This window comes from Aquimarina sp. MMG015, from assembly GCF_018100855.1.
GTDB lineage: Bacteria > Bacteroidota > Bacteroidia > Flavobacteriales > Flavobacteriaceae > Aquimarina > Aquimarina latercula.
The window spans coordinates 105,687-124,017 of record NZ_JAGJEB010000007.1 but is presented as its reverse complement, the minus strand read 5'-3'; the positions used below and the strand labels follow the sequence as shown (position 1 = coordinate 124,017).

Sequence of the window (18,331 nt, the reverse complement as noted above, 5' to 3'; positions counted from 1 at the left end):
CCTTTCTTTTCAGAAAGGCTTTTTTGTTTTTATACGTTACCGTATTTTTGATTCGCAATACAAATTTTTCACTTTTAGAGTTATGAATTATATTCTTTTTGATGGAGCTTCTAGAAACTCGCTTCTTCCTTTTACGTATACCAGACCTGTTGCTGATATTAGAATAGGGATTTTGACCATTCGAGAGAAATGGGAAAAACATTTAGGGTATGCTACTTCTACGATTACTGAGGATTATCTTAGTGAGAAATATCCAATGGTAGAATTAGAGGAGAACGTAATGATAAATGCTTCATTTCTTCCCACAGAAAATTTGGTAAGGATGGTTTCAAATTTAGAGCCAGATCAAGCTATTTTTTATGATGATGAGCCAATTGCTTTTTATGCAAAAGAAGATCAAGAGGTAGATTTTGATGTGTATGAAGTGATACAATATAATTACGATGTGTTTACTGTTAAATATACTTGGGATATTTTTTCTAAAAATGAACGGGCAATCAAAGAAGATTTTGATTTGTTGACTAAGGATAGAGAAAGTCAAGCGATACCAGAAAGTAATAATGTAATTGCACCAGAAAAAGTTTTTTTAGAAGAAGGTGCTAAATTAGAGTTTACTACGCTCAATGCTACTGCAGGACCTATTTATATTGGTAAGGATGCAGAGATTATGGAGGGGAGTTTAATCAGAGGACCTTTTGTGTTGTGTGATCATGCTACTGTAAAAATGGGTGCTAAAATATATGGAGGAACTACAATTGGACCTCATTCTAAAATAGGAGGAGAGGTTAGTAATTCTGTTGTATTTGGATATTCTAATAAAGGGCATGATGGTTTTATAGGGAATACAGTATTAGGAGAGTGGTGTAATCTTGGTGCAGACACCAATACATCGAATCTTAAAAATAATTATGCTCCAGTGCGATTATGGAGTTATGAAACTGAAGGTTTTGCTAAAACAGGATTACAATTTTGTGGGTTGATGATGGGAGATCACTCTAAGTGTGGTATTAATACGATGTTTAATACAGGAACGGTAGTAGGAGTAAATGCTAATGTATTCGGAAGTGGATTTCCACGTAATTTTGTACCTAGTTATAGTTGGGGAGGAAGCAGTGGTTTTACTACGTATTTGACCAAAAAAGCTTTTGAAGTAGCAAAAGTAGTGATGGCTAGACGTAAAATCGAATTAACGGAAGTGGATCAAAAAATCTTAGAACATATTTTTGAAGAAACAAAAATATGGCGAAAGAGTTATGAGTGATAAAAACCCCATCTTAATAAAAAAGATGGGGTTTTAGTTTTATAGTATTTAGATAAAAGAAATGTTATCTATTAAAATGAAATTCTGCAGTGTAAGTCTCCTGGTCATCGTCATAATCTCCTTCGATAATAAGACTGTCAGTTACAGTTGCTTTACCATCAAATAAAAGATATCCGTTTTCTTCGATACCTGTTGAAGGATCTCCATTAACAGTTTCTGTATATTCAAACTCTACTAAAGTTAATTTTCCTTCTTCTTCATCATATGCCCAATTCCCTCTAGAACTATATAATTCTTCAGCTTCAGTTTCGAAAGTTGCTGTACAAGTTTCTCTTGTAGCTTCGTAATCCAAATTGGTGTAATTGGTTGTCTCTACATAAGTATAAGTACCATCAGCATTAAATGTTATAGGAAGTGATAAAAGAGTATCACAATAAGCATTTTCTACCAATAATTCTGTATCATTTGCACAAAATACAGTAGTTTCATCACATTCTTCTGCGCCGATAGTATCTTCTGTAACTCCATTTCTAGTTCTTTTTGTGTAGTTCCAAGTACCAATTAAGTTAGGGTTTCCTCCCCACGCTTCTACTTCTACACATACTTCTACTGGCTGACTAATATTTCCATCGGTATCATAAATACAAATTAGGTAGCAAAAAGTACCAGCAGATACGTTGTCTTCAAAATCTACATCAATTTCAATTTCTTGATCATTTAATCTGTTTGTTTGCTCGCTAAATAATCCTTTTCTTTTCTCTTCACTGGAAGTTACATTTGATCTACCAGGGATAGAAACATCCCAGTATTCATCGGCAGCAGTTCCATCTTCAGACTGTACTTGAATATATGCTCCTGCATAATTAGATGGTGCATCAAAAGTAATGTCGAAACCATTTTTCTGAAAACCAGATTGCGAAGTTTCGTCTAGGCTAAAAGGTAGTGTTCCGGTAGGTGTTGGTGCATTTCCAGAAACTTGCGTTCCGTTGTCAATGATAATACCTCCAGATACGTCATCAGGATTAAGAGAGATTTCTTCTGTTGGATCCGGAGTAACTGTTACGATTCCTGGGTTAGAGTCATCGTCACTACAAGATACTGCTGCTAGCATTAAGGATGCTAATGCAAATACATAGGTTTTTTTCATAAGATTTTGGTTAAAATAATATTAATTGATGGCGAATATAATAAAAAACATCGATTAAGTGTGTTTTTTAGCCGATAAAGTGTTTTTAGCCTTCGTTTGGAGGGATTATAAAAGAGTTATTTTTCTTTCCAAACGCGTTTTAGAACCAAGAAATTTTGAGGGTTATTGGTTAATCCTTTCACATTTTTCCTAGTAAAACGAACTACTTGGTCGTAATATAAAGGCACAATTGGAGCGTGGGCGATTACAATCGAATCCATTTTCGCGTAATACGCTTCCCGTATTTTTATATCCTTAATAGAAAAACTTTCTTCATACAATCGATCAAAAGTTTCATTCTTAAAATGTGTGTAATTAGGACCGTTAGGTGTAAAATTCTTGCTATAGTATGGTGATAAGAAATTTTCGGCATCTGGGTAATCCGCAATCCAACTCGCTCTGAATACATCTAATTCTCCGCTCCATTTCTTTTTTCTGATGGTGGATGGCGGCATCACATCAACTATAATGTTAAGTCCAATCTTTTCTAGTTCACGTTGTATAAATTCACAAATACTTTGGTAATTGCTATCAGTAGCAATGCTAATGGTTGGGTTTTGGTTTCCTGTAAGTTTGATATATTCTTTAATGAGTTTACGAGATTTTTTTGGGTTATAGGTAAATCCCTTTTGATTATTAAAACCGGGTAAACCTTTTGGAATAAAACCATTCGTGGCAGGAGTTCCAACACCATTTTTTAGATACGTAATCATTTTTTCTCTGTCAAAACCATAGTTAATAGCTTTGCGTAGTAGTTCGGATTTTACTTCATCTTTATCTCCATCCAAGTAGAATCCAAGATACTCGGAGTTTAGATATGGTCCTTTGGATAAGTTTACTTGATCTTTATATTTATCTCTAAGTTTTCCACTTGGAGTTAATAATTCATCTTTATACGATGCATCCAGACTATTTAAGAAATCAATTTCTCCTTTCGCAAATTGTAAAAATTCTGTTTGCTTGTCTGGTAAAAATGTTACAGCTACAGCCTCTAAGTATGGTAATTGTTTCCCGTTCTTGTCTTTTTCAAAATATAGTTCATTACGACGTAAGACTAATTTAACGTTCTCTTCCCATAATTTAAATTTAAATGGTCCAGTACCAATTGGATTCGCTCTGAAGTCACTTCCGTAAAATTCAACAATTTCTTTTGGAACTACTGAGCAATAGCGCATACTCATTAAACCCAAAAATGCTGGAAATGGCTTTTTTAATTGTATCCGGAATGTTGTGTCATTGACTGCTTTGTACGTGTCTACATTTTTTAAAACCCAGTTTCCGGGAGATGCTACTTTTGGATCATTTAATCTATCAAAACTGTATTCGAAATCATTAGCAGTTACGATTCTTGTACTATCTGTAGTTTTAAATTCAGCATGTTTATGAAACCTTACATCGTTTCTTAATGTGAAGGTGTAAATTAAATTGTCATCAGAAATTTTCCAGTTTTTGGCTATATCGGGTTGTATGTTTAAAGAATCATCAAGTTGAATTAAGCTATTAAATAATTGATTAGTAGGCCAAATAATAGATGGGTTACGAGCAAATGCTGGATCTAAGGTAAGTGTGTTAGAGTATTCATTATATCTAAATACTAGATGATCTTTGTTTTCTTCAGAAGGGGTTCCGCAAGAAAAGCATAGTGTGCAGAGGTAAACTATTGCTAAATAGTGAATTATATAAGTTGATTGGTTGATTTTCAATTTTAGTAAACGGATTATTGTTGGTATCTTTGACGGCTTTTAATTAAGATACTGACGAAGGTCGGGATCTTTTGATTAAAAACAAGTGTAAATATAAATAGATTTCTGTCTTTGCAGAAATGACGTGATAATTGTAATGAGAAAGAAAGTAGCTTTTTATACATTGGGTTGTAAACTGAATTTTTCAGAAACCTCTACCATTGCCAGAAATTTCAATAATGAAGGTTTTGATCGTGTAGATTTTTCTGAAAATGCTGATATTTATGTAATAAATACTTGTTCTGTTACAGAAAATGCTGATAAGAGATTTAAAACGATTGTAAAACAGGCGCAAAAGGTAAATCCGGATGCTTTTGTGGCAGCGGTTGGTTGTTATGCTCAGTTAAAACCAGAAGAGTTAGTTGCAGTAGATGGAGTGGATTTGGTATTAGGAGCTACAGAAAAGTTTAAAATTACTGATTATATTAATGATTTGTCTAAGAATGAGTTTGGAGAAGTTCATTCTTGCGAAATAGAGGAAGCAGATTTTTATGTAGGTAGTTATTCTATTGGTGATCGTACGAGAGCTTTTTTAAAGGTTCAAGATGGATGTGATTATAAGTGTACATATTGTACGATTCCATTGGCTAGAGGTATTTCTCGTAGTGATACATTAAACAATGTGTTGAAAAATGCAAAAGAGATTTCAGAAAAAGGTATTAAAGAAATAGTACTTACTGGAGTTAATATTGGTGATTATGGAAAAGGAGAGTTTGGTAATAAAAAGCACGAACATACTTTTTATGAATTGGTACAAGCTCTTGATGAAGTAGATGGTATAGAAAGGCTTCGTATTTCATCTATAGAACCAAATCTTTTAAAGAATGAAACGATTGATTTTGTGTCAAAATCAAGAACATTTGTACCTCATTTTCATATTCCATTACAGTCTGGTAATGACGAAATATTAAAGTTAATGCGTCGTAGGTATTTAAGTGATTTGTATGTAGATCGTGTGCAGAAAATAAAAGAAGTAATGCCTCATGCATGTATTGGGGTTGATGTGATTGTTGGTTTTCCAGGAGAAACAGATGATCATTTTTTGGACACTTATAATTTCTTGTCCGAATTGGATGTTTCTTATTTACACGTGTTTACTTACTCTGAACGAGAGAATACGGTAGCAGCTTCATTGGATAATGTAGTTCCACAAGATGTTAGAAAGAAGAGAAGTAAAATGTTGCGAGGTTTGTCTGTTAAAAAACGTAGAGCTTTTTATGAAAGCCAATTGAAAACAGAAAGAACTGTATTGTTTGAGTCAGAAAATAAAGAAGGATATATTCATGGGTTTACAGAGAATTATGTAAAGGTAAAGATGCCTTGGGATCCTTCTTATGTAAATACATTATGTGGAGTACAGCTAACAGATATTGATGATGATGGTTTGGTGCGGTTTGAGTTTTTAAAGTAATACATTTTAAGGATTCAAAAGCATGTATGATTGTTAAGCTAAAACAAGTTGTTTTTTGTCTATACTAGATGAAATTAGTACTTATAGAAACATAAAAAACCTGCTGAATAGCAGGTTTTTTATGTTTCTAAAGATACTTCTATATGTTGATTCCAACAGGAAGTAAATCTTTGTATTTTCTTCTATTCTTTCGCATGAATTTTGCGATAATAGGGCTTGTAGGAACAAGTCTAATATTACGTTCTTCGATAATATTAAAAACAGCTACTATAAATTCTTCGGAATATCCCTTTTCCATTTGCTCCTCGCTCATCACGAGTTTAGTAAGGAATATTTTTCTCTCTTGTTGAGCATATTCGATCTTTGATTTTTGACCTTCAATAGTAGTTTCGAATTGTCTTAAAAATTCGTTGTCTACTATTTCTAATTCCACATCGCTCATGTTCTCCATATTTTTTTTAATTTACTATTGATAAAAATTAAAATGGGTTCTAAAACTCATAATTTTTCTTTGTCAGAAATCTGATAATAATTATAAAAAATTAAGATATTGTGTAGATTAAATTTTAGTATTCCTTACTTAGCCTAACTAAGATTTGTTAGTTAAAATTTTCCCTTTTACAATAATTTAATATCCTGTTTACTTTTTTCTGATAAAGTATTACTATAGTTTTGAGCTGCAAAGATAAGAAAATTAGAACTTTAAAACGTATAAACCATTGTTAAAATACCTAGTATGAAGGAAGTTACCCATGTTTATTTTGTTCCTGGTATGGCTGCAGACGTATCTATTTTTGAATATATAAATCTCTCAGAAGAAAAATATAAAACATATACCATTCCGTGGAAGATTCCCAAAAAAAATGAATCAATGGAGTCTTACGCAAAACGAATGTGTGAAGAAGTTGAACATAAGAAATGTGTACTTATTGGTGTTTCTTTTGGTGGTATTATGGTTCAAGAGATGAGTAAGTATCTTAATGTTAGTAAATTAATTGTTATTTCTAGTGTTAAGACAAAACATGAACTCCCTAAGCGAATGCGATTAGTAAGAAAGACAAAAGCGTATAAGTTGATGCCAACATCATTAGTTTCTAAAATAGATAATTGGGAGAAACTGGCGTTTGGTGATTTTGCAAAAAAGAGAGCTGCGATGTATCAAAAATATTTATCTGTAAATGACAAAACCTATTTGGATTGGGCAATCGAGAAGATAGTTTGTTGGGATCAAGAAGAGGTTATTGATGGAATTGTTCATATACATGGTAGTAAAGATATCGTTTTTCCGATCTCTTACATTGATAACTGTATAACTGTAGAAAAGGGAACTCATGTGATGATTATTAATAGAGCGCGTTGGTTTAACAAGCATCTTCCAGAAATAATTGAGAATTAATAGCCAATATTCCAATATTTTACATTATTTTGGAAACTTAAGAATTTATTCCCCAATAAAACCTACTTAAAGATGAAGATGATAAAAAAAATGTTAGTTTTTTTAGGTGTGCTATTTACCTTTGGAATTTTAGTAAATGCTACACAACAAGAACCTCAGAAGCCAATTGCCCAGGAACTTTTAGAAGAAAAATTGATTAACGACTACAATGTCTATGCAGTTCCTATGCCTGATAACATGAATTTTGCAGGAGAATTAGTTCCTGTAGAAAATCCAGATATTCGAGAACGAATGGATAGGGAGTTGTTGGTTAACACCTATTGGCAATCGAATGGTTTATTGCTTTTTAAAAGAGCGAATAAGTATTTTCCGATTATAGAGCCAATATTGAAAGAAGAAGGCGTTCCAGATGATTTTAAATATTTAGCAGTTATAGAAAGTAGTTTAACTCAGGCTGTTTCTCCAGCTAGAGCTACCGGTTTCTGGCAAATATTAAAAAATACAGGAAAGGAATATGGTTTAGAAGTAAACAACAATGTAGATGAACGTTATCATATCGAAAAGTCAACAAGAGTTGCTTGTAAGTATTTAAAGAATGCTAAAAAGCGTTTTGGAAGCTGGACTTTGGCAGCAGCAGCTTATAATGCTGGTCCTGGAGGAATAAATAAGCAATTAAAAAGACAAAATGCTACTACATATTACGATCTTCTTTTAGGTCAGGAAACAGGAAGGTATGTTTTTAGAATTACAGCAGTAAAAGAGATCCTAAGTAATCCTAAAAAGTATGGGTTTAACTTTACTAAAAATGATTTATACGAGTATATTCCTACTTTTAATGTTTTAGTTGATGAGCCAATAGTAGATTTTAATGAGTTCGCAGCTAAATATAATATCAATTATAAGATTTTGAAATTACATAACCCTTGGTTGCGTGAAGCTCATCTTAATAATGGTACCGGAAAGGAGTATTTAATTAAAATTCCAAGAGAAGGGTATTATAAAACTGGACTAGGACAATAATATCTAGTGTTTACCTAAATTATTTCTACATTTTATATTGCCATATCTACAATTATTGTAAAATTGTAGTATGGATACAATGACAATTATTTCATTAGTAGTTATAGGGTTATTGGCTGGCTTTCTTAGCGGCACTATGGGTATTGGTGGTAGTGTAGTAATGATACCTTTGTTGATATTATGGGTTGGATTTACACAGCATCAAGCGCAAGGTACAAGTCTTGCGGTACTTTCTGTTCCTGTAACTTTATTGGCGGCTTTTAACTACTATAAAGAAGGTCACGTAAATTGGAAGTTCGCTGCTATAATGGCGATTACTTTTATTGTAGGAGGCTATTTGGGAAGTAAGTTTGCAGTTTCTCTAAATCAAACGACTTTGAAAAAAATCTTTGGTGGGATTCTTTTACTGGTAGCATTAAAAATGATTTTTGGAAAATAGAGAATAAATTTATTAACGATCTTTTATTTATTATTACCGCGCTGATTGTTTAAAGAATCTTTCTCTCGTCTATAACGCTCATATTCTTCATCTATATCACGCTCTTCTTGTGTTCTTGAGTCACCTTTAACTTTAAGCTCTTTTTTATCTTCCTCTGCAGGAACAGCTAATGCACCTTTGGCATCAAGATCAGCTATTAAAAGAGAAACCCCTTTAGATAGAGAATTATAATGTATTGTATAAGAGTTACTGAGAGTTTCGCTAGAATGATGAGTAACAATTTTACGAATATCTAACAATTTTTTATCGCTATCCATAAAGTACATCATAGGGAATCCAAGAGAATGCTTCAGGTTGTTAATGATGTAGGAATTTTGATTAGTAAGTTCATTAACATATAATAGTTGAATGTTTTCGCTATACTCTCCAACTTTTTCTTTTAATCTTTCTTTAGTATCCCAGAATAAGACAATAAAATCTATTTGATCATGAAATTTATCGGATAAGTCATTCAATGCTGGTATTTCTCCAATACCAGGAACACACCAAGTGGCATATGTAATTAAGAATATAGGTTTTTCAATTTCTTTAAAAGAGATTGGTTCTCCTTTTAAAGGACTCATCTTAAAATCATCCATATAAGTTCCAACCAGATGATTTTGAACAAGTGAATCAAATAAGAATTTAGCATATTCTAGATCTTGATCCTTGTATGCTTCATTACTTTTTAAATTATATTTTTTGATATGGGCTGCAACAGCAATTGAAAAAGGAATCTTTCTTTCTAGCTGTCCAAAAACATTTCCTATATATAAAAAAAGTATTCCTAGAATTAATATTTTCTTCATTACAACTTTATTACGCGAGCTAATGTACTATAAAGTCTTTAAAAATAACAGTTTTAGTGTCTTAAAACATTATTTATTAGATTTAGTACTGCCCTTATTTTACCCTTTGAACTACTAGATAACGTAATTATAAGAACAATTAGTGTGCCTAAATCTTTTTCATTTGTTGTTTCATCATAGTGATTTGCTCTTTTAACATACCATGCTTATCTAATTTCTTAGCTTCGGTAAGTAAATTTTGAGCTTCTCTTTTTCTTCTTTTGGTCATGGCAATACCTGCAAGATTAAGTTTAGCAACGGCTAAATCTTGATTCATGGATAGCCCTAATTTTATAGCTTTTTTGAGATATTTTTCTGCTTGCGTGATATTTGTTTGTGATAACATAATACCTAAAAGATAGTTGTAATATCCTTGTTGCTTAGTGGTAAGAGTACTTTCAGGGTTCTTAATTCTATCTAACCATTTTTTTGCTCCTGGAAAATCTTGTTTACGTAATCTTAAGAATGAAAGTAAAATTAATTCGTTTTTAAAATATAAAAAGACAAAAATCGAGGCTAGTAAAATCAGCATAATTCCATTTCCAATATATCCTTCTATCATTTGCCAAATGGCAGTACCAACAATTAATGCTGCAATTACTAATTTAATGTTTTTGTTGTACATAAAATGTATTATTTTTTTTGTCGCGGCAAAGGTAATAAAAACAATTATAAATATTTTGATATTTAGGTTTGTGAAAGTAAAAACTCTTCGTATATTTGCCCGCAGTTTTGGGATGAGATTCCAACTAGTTTTACAAAAAAGAGATTTCAAGAAGATATATAAAGATAGATAGCAATGAAAAGAACGTTTCAACCATCGAAGAGAAAGAGAAAAAACAAACACGGTTTTAGAGAGCGTATGGCTTCTGCTAATGGTAGAAAGGTCCTTGCTCGTAGAAGAGCTAAAGGCAGAAAGAAGCTATCTGTTTCTTCAGAATTAAGACATAAGCACTAATGATTGTAGTGCGACGAAAATATTTAAGGTGTTACTTTTAGGAGTAACGCCTTTTTTTATATCTAGTTGATTCCTAAATTATTTTTTAAATTTCAATACCAACACCAAAATGCCAAAAAACGAAAAACTCAAAAGTATATTGATCATTGGATCAGGACCAATCATTATTGGCCAGGCATGTGAGTTTGACTATTCCGGATCACAAGCTTTACGTTCTTTACGTGAAGATGGAATAGAAACCATATTGATAAATTCTAATCCGGCAACTATAATGACGGATCCTTCAATGGCAGATCATGTATATCTGAAACCATTGAATACTAAATCTATTATCGAAATCCTTAAAAATCATCCAAACATAGATGCGGTACTGCCAACTATGGGAGGTCAAACTGCCTTAAATCTTTGTATTGAAGCAGATGAGAAAGGAATTTGGAAAGATTTTGATGTAGAGATAATAGGTGTAGATATAGATGCCATTAATATAACAGAAGATCGTGAGAAGTTTAGAGAGCTAATGCTTAAGATCGGAATCGGAATGGCGCCACAAGCTACTGCAGGATCTTACCTAAAAGGGAAAGAAATTGCTCAGGAGTTTGGTTTTCCTTTAGTAATAAGAGCTTCTTATACACTAGGAGGTGCTGGGGCGTCTTTTGTATATAAAGAAGAAGAGTTTGATGAATTATTGACTAGAGGGTTAGAGACTTCTCCTATCCACGAAGTAATGATTGATAAAGCATTGATAGGATGGAAGGAGTATGAATTAGAATTATTAAGAGATGCTAATGATAATGTGGTAATTATTTGTGCGATCGAAAATATGGATCCTATGGGGATTCATACAGGTGATTCTATTACCGTTGCTCCAGCAATGACTCTTAGTGATAAAACATATCAACGTATGCGTGATATGGCAATTCATATGATGCGAAGTATAGGAGAGTTTGCAGGAGGATGTAATGTGCAGTTTGCTGTAAGTCCAGATGAAAATGAAGATATTATAGCAATTGAGATTAATCCACGTGTATCTCGTTCTTCGGCATTAGCTTCTAAAGCTACAGGATATCCTATTGCAAAAATAGCGGCTAAATTAGCAATTGGCTATACATTGGATGAATTGGATAATCAAATTACAAAATCTACGTCGGCTTTATTTGAACCAACATTAGATTATGTAATAGTAAAAATACCTCGTTGGAATTTTGATAAGTTTGAAGGATCGGATAGAAGATTAGGGCTTCAGATGAAGGCCGTAGGTGAAGTAATGGGAATTGGACGTTCTTTTCAGGAAGCCTTGCATAAAGCTACTCAGTCTCTAGAGATTAAGAGAAATGGTCTTGGAGCAGACGGGAAAGGATATAAAGATTACGATCAAATAATAGAAAAACTTACCAACGCTAGTTGGGATCGAGTTTTTGTGATCTATGATGCAATCCAAATGGGTATTCCGCTTAGTAGGATATACGAGATTACTAAAATAGATATGTGGTTCTTAAAGCAGTATGAAGAATTATATTTATTAGAAAAAGAAATCTCAACGTATACAATCCAATCATTAACCAAAGATTTGATTCTAGAAGCTAAGCAAAAAGGATTTGCTGATAGACAGATCGCTCATATGCTTGGTTGTTATGAAAGTGAAGTATACAACAAAAGAGACGAGTTAGGAATCAATAGAGTGTATAAGTTGGTAGATACTTGTGCTGCTGAATTTAAAGCACAAACTCCATATTTTTACTCTACTTTCGAAGCGGAAACACAGACAGCCGACGGAGAGATTATTGTTGCTAATGAAAGTATTGTAACAGATAAAAAGAAAATTGTAGTATTAGGTTCTGGTCCTAATCGTATTGGTCAAGGTATTGAGTTTGATTACTGTTGTGTTCATGGAGTTTTGGCTTCTGCAGAATGCGGGTACGAAACAATTATGATTAACTGTAATCCTGAGACAGTTTCTACCGATTTTGACACAGCGGATAAATTATATTTTGAGCCTGTTTTCTGGGAGCATATATATGATATCATAAGACATGAAAAACCAGAAGGTGTTATTGTTCAGTTAGGAGGGCAAACAGCCTTAAAACTTGCAGAAAAGCTTGATCGATATGGAATTAAGATTATTGGAACAACCTATCAATCACTAGATTTAGCAGAGGATAGAGGTAGTTTTTCTACTTTATTAAAAGAAAATAACATTCCTTATCCAGAGTTTGATATTGCCGAAACTGCTGATGAAGCTTTAGAGGTTGCAGATCGTTTAGATTTTCCAATATTGGTGCGTCCATCTTATGTACTTGGTGGTCAAGGAATGAAAATTGTGATCAATAAACAAGAATTAGAAGAACACGTTGTTGATTTGTTGCGCAAAATACCGAATAATAAATTATTATTAGATCACTACCTTGATGGAGCTATAGAGGCCGAAGCAGATGCAATCTGTGATGGAGAGAATGTGTATATCATTGGTATTATGGAACATATAGAGCCTTGTGGGATACACTCGGGAGATTCTAATGCTACCTTGCCACCATTTAACCTTGGAGAATTTGTTATGCAACAAATCAAGGATCATACGCATAAAATTGCATTGGCATTGAATACTGTTGGATTGATTAACATACAGTTTGCTATAAAGGATGATGTTGTATACATTATAGAAGCAAATCCAAGAGCCTCTAGAACAGTACCTTTTATAGCGAAAGCGTATGGAGAACCATATGTAAATTATGCTACTAAGGTAATGTTAGGAGAGAAGAAGGTTACGGATTTTGATTTCAAACCACATTTGGATGGATATGCAATCAAACAGCCTGTGTTTTCATTTAATAAGTTCCCGAATGTAAATAAGAAACTGGGACCAGAGATGAAGAGTACTGGAGAAAGTATTTTATTTATTGATGATCTTAAAGATGATCAGTTTTACGATCTATATTCAAGACGTAAGATGTACTTGAGTAAGTAATTTTAATAAAATATAGAATTTTAAATCCCGCTATAACAGCGGGATTTTTTGTTTGCAAAGTGTTCTTCTAAAATTTAGATTACTTTTTTTTCTAAAAAAAAATGATTTTGATGGTAACATATGCAAACCTCATGACACTTACCTATATAAAACGAAATTAAGAGGAAGAAAATAATATTAAGAGCGTATAGTTTTTGTTAGCATTTAAGTTGAAGAATTTAATTATCGGTGATCTAAATAAAAGTGGAATCAGACCGCTTTTAAAAGTTGTTAACAGCCAGTGATTTTGTGCTTTGCAATTATCTTATTCATACTATATTTGCACGTTTTTATTTAGCCTTAAAATATATTTTTAAAATAATTATCTATATGAATACCAATTTTGGAATTATGAAAAAGTCATTAATTTTTCTCTTTATTTTATTGTGGAGTATACGAGGTGTTGGGCAAACAACAAATTTTGATAATTTGAATGCTAATTATTCGGTAAATAAGGCAATTACATGGGATACTTCTAGTTGGGGATCTGGATTTGGTCATAGGATTCTTAATACTGATCCGGGAGGACAGACATTACTAAATTTTCAAGGAAGGCATAATGCTACTTCTTGGGTTGACATTTTGACATTGACTTCTAACGGTAAAGTTGGTATTGGAAAAAGTAATCCTAGCAGGAAATTAGATGTGAATGGTTCCATAGCTGGTCAAGAATTTATTAATGTACAAAAAGGAGGAAGTTCTCTAGTGAGTCTTAATGGACAAGAACATGGGTATATTACAGGAAGGAATTCTAGTTTTGAGAATAAATTTTTGATTGCATCCAATGGTAACACTTATTTTAATGGCGGTAATGTAGGGATTGGAACATCAAATCCTACTAAACTACTTGACGTTTCTGGAGATGCAATAATTGGAAAATTAGACTCTCGACATTATCTTAAAATCTCATCATCTCAATGGCCAGAAATACGTTTCCAAACGCCAACTAGTAATGAAAGAATAAGAATTGGTGTTGCACATGTGGATTATTCAGGATACAATCTATCAGAAGGAGATTTTTATGTTTATTCCCAAACAATTAATCAAATGCCTTTTATTGTTAAAAAAGATGGAGATGTTGCACTAAGTGTAGACACTGGTAATGTTGGTATTGGAACATATACACCAGACGCTAAACTAGCTGTAAACGGTAATATCCATACCAAAGAAGTAAAAGTTGATTTAACAGGATGGCCAGACTATGTATTCGAAGATTCGTATGAACTCCCAACCTTACAACAAGTAGAAGATCATATTACTACCAAAGGTCATTTAATAAATATCCCATCAGCATCACAGGTAGCTGAAAACGGCATTCTACTTGGTGAAATGAATGCTAAACTTCTAGAGAAAATTGAAGAATTGACTTTATATACCATTGCGCAGGAGAAGAAATTGAAAGAGCAGAAAGAAAAGAACCTGGAGCTAGAAGAGCGTGTGAAAAAAATAGAACTATTACTTAAGGAAAACAATCAAAAGTAGAACAAGATTATGAATACATTAAAAAATATAGTCGCCACAATAGCATTGTGTTTTGGTTTTTATCATGTAAGTGGGCAAGAAATACCACTTACCGATAACTTGCCTCCCTCACCTGAAGTTGCATCATTAGGACAATATATCGATACACCGGTATCTCTTTTTACAGGTATTCCCAGCGTTGGGATACCCATTTGCAATATTGAACAGAAAAGATTCACTGTTCCCATTTCTTTATCATACCACGCAGGAGGAGTCACTTTAGATCAAATTTCATCAAGAGTAGGTCTCGGCTGGTCTTTAAACGCCGGAGGAATGATATCCAGACAAAAAAGACAATTGCCAGATGATATTCCGTTTGGATATTTAAATACTCAAAGTAATCTAACAGTAGAGACATTAAGAGAAAGATTACCTTTTAATTTGAACGAAGAAAAAGAAGAAATATTAGAATATCTTAATCAGCGTAGGGATTATGAGCCGGATATATTCAATTTCAATTTTTTAGGATATTCGGGCAGTTTCTATTTTGATCAAAAAACAAACATACCTGTTTTTGAAGAACATAGCAACCTTAAAGTTGAACCTATTTTTTCAATACCTGATGATATTGGTTATAACGTGATTACATCTTTTAAAGTAACGAATGAAAAAGGTATTGAATTTTACTTTGGGGATGCAGAAAATCCAGAAGATCATTCTGTAGAAATACGGGGAGGAATTGACACTGAGTACGTATTTAGTTATAGAAACTATGGAGTCAGTAATAGTAATACTTCTGAACCGCAGGAAACTAGGAAAAATATAGCTGCATGGTATCTTAAACGTATCTTTGATCCTATTACAGAAGAATCTGTTAATTTCAACTATGATTTAAATACTAGTGTCCGAACCATACAGCGAATTTCTGAGGAAAAAGAAATCGTTCATATGTTAAATTCAGCGACAAGCCCTAATACGCTATGTCGTATTCCAAGATCTGGGATCAATCATTCTTTTTTAGAGTCGTTATATGATGAGGTTTGGTTACGAGAAATTATATTCGACCAAGGAAAAGTTGTTTTTACACAATCAAGTGATTTCCGTGAAGATCTATATAGGTCAAAGGCATTAGAACAAATTGAACTATATGACCAACACGATAAAAAAATCAAACATTTTAAGCTTAATCATTTTTATGAACAAAACTCAAATCTAGGATGGTATAAATTCGATTTTAAAGGGTATCCATTTTATATTGGAGATGATATGACAGATGCTTTTAGAAACGCTACTAAAAGATTGTTTTTAGAATCAATTGATCAATACGAAATTAATTCGGATAATACTATTGATACTAATAACTATCAACGTCATAGTTTTGATTATATACAACCAGATAAATTACCTCATCGTTTTTCTACAGCTCAAGATTATTGGGGATATCATAATGGAAAAAACTCTAATGAGGATTTAATCGCTACCGCTATTTTTAAACATAATCAAAATGGTTTTTATAACCAAACAACATTAGAGACTGTAGGAGAAGCTGATAGAAATGTAAATGAAGAAGCTTCTCAATACGGGACATTAAATAAAATCACTTATCCAACAGGAGGATCTAAAACATATATATATGAAAGTAATCGTGTTAAGAAAACACCTGATTTAGGTGTAATTGTAGAGAATGATGAATTGGTGAAAAAATCATACTTTTTTACTGATCTACAAACTGAAAACCAAGTAACTCTTGATGCACCTCAATATCTAAAATATGAGTTTGTATTTGATTTGCAATTAGAACAGCAAGTAGAGTTCCATATTAATATTCCTTGTGCAGCAGATGAAAATGAACCTGATGATTGCCCTTGGATAATGATACTTACAAATCATGAAGATACGCCTACCTCAATTGATGTTGCTTGGGTAGGAGATGATAAAACAAGATCATACAGCTTAGAAGCCGGAAGGTATTTCCTTACTGCGGTTAGAGGTATTCAAACTGTTGGATCTTCTCCTCCTGACCTAACTAGATATGATGGAGTACCTCTTTTTGAAGTCTATACAACGGTTTGGGAAACCATCAATAATAATAATACAAACCAATTTGAAGAAGTCTTAACGGGTGGATTACGAGTAAAAGAAATACTATTTGAAACAGAAAGTGATCATGATTTGATATCAACAAAATATGAGTATGAGTTTTCTAACGGTGAACCTAGTGGAAAGCTAGCCTCGATTCCCTATTTTAGGGGCCTCACTACAGGAACAGGTTGTGCACTTATTAATAGTACAGGCACCGGACCTGCCCAATTTGTACACGAAAGACATAAATATACTTCTAATAGTTCGGTTTCCTTAGCAAAACCTAATGGAAGTTATACGGGGTATCGAATGGTTACAGAATACCAAGGAAACAAAGAAAACGGTAAAACAGAATATCAATATGGGATGGTCGTTGATCCAATATATTTAAGAGAATTTCCGTTTCCTCCTGCATATAATCTGGATCCTTTAAGGGGTGATCTTTTATCAAAAATTACTTATCGTAATCAAGATGGAGATTTTATTAAAGAAGAAGAAGAGAAAAACTATTACTCCACGGTAAACCCTCATATTCAACAAGCTTACAAGATTGGAATTCTTTATGATCAAACTATTCCCGAAGGCCTTATAGGAAGGGTTATTAAACCTGTTTACCTGGAATATGAATTAACCTCTTTTTGGAATGTACTAAATAGTAACGTTAAAATAAAGTATGATCCTGAAACTAATGAATCAATGAAAGATTCCACAGTCTATCGTTATAATAGTAACACGCTGAATCAAACAAGAATTAGTAAATATATCAGCAGCTACTCTAATACATTTGCATATCAAACTGTGGATAACTATTATCCTGATGATATCGATGCATTAAGCTCTTTCAATATTCCAGATGAACAAAGGCCTTTGATCGAAACTTTAAACAGGACTAATCAAAATCGTATCTCTGAATTGGTCTTAACTGAAAACAAAGGTTGGGGCTCACTAGAAAGTAAAAAAATAATTCGTTTTAAAGAGTATAGTAACAATCGAGTATTACCAGAATACGCCGAAATCTATAAAGAAGGGTATGGAACCTTTATTACAGGTAAGGTACTGCAATACGATGATGATCTAAATCCAATAGAAGTGCAGGAAAAAGAAAATAGCCCGATAACATCTTATATATGGGGATATCAAGGACAATATCCAATTGCTGTGTTAAAGAATATTGCATATAACGATATTCCAGAAAATACAATTACGACCTTAAAAAATCTATCCAATGCAGATAATGACCGTTGTACCGAAAACATTTGTGCCGAACAAGAATTAAGAGAAGCGTTGAGCACCTTGATAAATGATTTCCCTAATGGAATGATTACCACCTTTACCTATGATACTCTAATTGGTACTACAAGTACCACAGATCCAAAAGGATATACAAGCTATTATGTATATGACGGATATAATAGGCTTCAATATATAAAAGATGCTGAAGGGAATGTGTTACAAGAGTATGAGTATAACTATAAAAATCAATAAGT

General features: G+C 32.8%; 14 protein-coding genes. 9 read left to right on the top strand and 5 right to left on the bottom strand.

Annotated features, from left to right (window positions below; genetic code table 11):
• The first annotated feature begins 82 nt into the window (after nucleotides 1-82).
• Nucleotides 83-1,261 carry a GlmU family protein gene (locus tag J8L88_RS14675; RefSeq protein ID WP_211061096.1) on the top strand — a complete coding sequence of 393 codons (1,179 nt, stop codon included), beginning with the start codon at nucleotides 83-85 and terminating at the stop codon, nucleotides 1,259-1,261.
• 64 nt (nucleotides 1,262-1,325) lie between these two features.
• On the opposite strand, the gene J8L88_RS14670 is transcribed toward J8L88_RS14675, so the two are convergent.
• Nucleotides 1,326-2,408, bottom strand: coding sequence for a hypothetical protein (locus J8L88_RS14670; RefSeq protein WP_108803785.1), 1,083 nt, complete (start codon nucleotides 2,406-2,408; stop codon nucleotides 1,326-1,328).
• A gap of 116 nt (nucleotides 2,409-2,524) precedes the next feature.
• Entirely contained in the window at nucleotides 2,525-4,150 is a 1,626-nt protein-coding gene (locus J8L88_RS14665; protein ID WP_247666490.1) for an ABC transporter substrate-binding protein, read from the bottom strand.
• A gap of 136 nt (nucleotides 4,151-4,286) precedes the next feature.
• Here J8L88_RS14665 and mtaB point away from each other — a divergent pair, with 136 nt between their 5' ends.
• Nucleotides 4,287-5,600: a tRNA (N(6)-L-threonylcarbamoyladenosine(37)-C(2))-methylthiotransferase MtaB gene (mtaB, locus tag J8L88_RS14660; protein ID WP_211061095.1), complete on the top strand. Its 1,314-nt coding sequence runs from the start codon at nucleotides 4,287-4,289 to the stop codon at nucleotides 5,598-5,600.
• Nucleotides 5,601-5,739: 139 nt separating this feature from the next.
• On the opposite strand, the gene J8L88_RS14655 is transcribed toward mtaB, so the two are convergent.
• On the bottom strand, nucleotides 5,740-6,042 hold the full coding sequence (locus J8L88_RS14655) for an N-acetyltransferase (protein WP_027392050.1): 303 nt from the start codon (nucleotides 6,040-6,042) through the stop codon (nucleotides 5,740-5,742).
• Between the two features lie 294 nt (nucleotides 6,043-6,336).
• On the opposite strand from J8L88_RS14655, the gene J8L88_RS14650 reads away from it, so the two are divergent.
• The 3 genes from J8L88_RS14650 (at nucleotide 6,337) to J8L88_RS14640 (ending at nucleotide 8,455) form a co-directional block, all read left to right on the top strand.
• Nucleotides 6,337-6,996 carry an alpha/beta hydrolase gene (locus J8L88_RS14650; RefSeq protein ID WP_211061094.1) on the top strand — a complete coding sequence of 220 codons (660 nt, stop codon included), beginning with the start codon at nucleotides 6,337-6,339 and terminating at the stop codon, nucleotides 6,994-6,996.
• 72 nt (nucleotides 6,997-7,068) lie between these two features.
• On the top strand, nucleotides 7,069-8,016 hold the full coding sequence (locus J8L88_RS14645; protein WP_211061093.1) for a lytic transglycosylase domain-containing protein: 948 nt from the start codon (nucleotides 7,069-7,071) through the stop codon (nucleotides 8,014-8,016).
• Nucleotides 8,017-8,086: 70 nt separating this feature from the next.
• Nucleotides 8,087-8,455 carry a sulfite exporter TauE/SafE family protein gene (locus tag J8L88_RS14640; RefSeq protein ID WP_211061092.1) on the top strand — a complete coding sequence of 123 codons (369 nt, stop codon included), beginning with the start codon at nucleotides 8,087-8,089 and terminating at the stop codon, nucleotides 8,453-8,455.
• A 23-nt stretch (nucleotides 8,456-8,478) separates the two neighbouring features.
• Here J8L88_RS14640 and J8L88_RS14635 read toward each other — a convergent pair whose 3' ends face one another.
• A complete protein-coding gene (locus J8L88_RS14635) occupies nucleotides 8,479-9,303 on the bottom strand; it encodes a redoxin domain-containing protein (RefSeq protein WP_211061091.1) in 825 nt (274 codons plus the stop codon).
• 148 nt (nucleotides 9,304-9,451) lie between these two features.
• Entirely contained in the window at nucleotides 9,452-9,967 is a 516-nt protein-coding gene (locus J8L88_RS14630) for a DUF2892 domain-containing protein (protein WP_211061090.1), read from the bottom strand.
• Between the two features lie 174 nt (nucleotides 9,968-10,141).
• Between J8L88_RS14630 and rpmH the strand changes: the two genes are divergently transcribed.
• From rpmH to J8L88_RS14610, 4 genes are all read left to right on the top strand, one after another.
• Entirely contained in the window at nucleotides 10,142-10,300 is a 159-nt protein-coding gene (gene rpmH / locus J8L88_RS14625) for a 50S ribosomal protein L34 (RefSeq protein ID WP_081414554.1), read from the top strand.
• 109 nt (nucleotides 10,301-10,409) lie between these two features.
• Nucleotides 10,410-13,262: a carbamoyl-phosphate synthase large subunit gene (carB, locus tag J8L88_RS14620; protein ID WP_118385563.1), complete on the top strand. Its 2,853-nt coding sequence runs from the start codon at nucleotides 10,410-10,412 to the stop codon at nucleotides 13,260-13,262.
• A gap of 369 nt (nucleotides 13,263-13,631) precedes the next feature.
• Complete coding sequence (locus tag J8L88_RS14615; RefSeq protein ID WP_211061089.1) at nucleotides 13,632-14,783, top strand: hypothetical protein; 1,152 nt, start codon at nucleotides 13,632-13,634, stop codon at nucleotides 14,781-14,783.
• 9 nt (nucleotides 14,784-14,792) lie between these two features.
• Nucleotides 14,793-18,329 (top strand): RHS repeat protein, encoded by a 3,537-nt coding sequence (locus J8L88_RS14610; protein ID WP_211061088.1) that lies wholly within the window; start codon nucleotides 14,793-14,795, stop codon nucleotides 18,327-18,329.
• The last annotated feature ends 2 nt before the right edge of the window (nucleotides 18,330-18,331 follow it).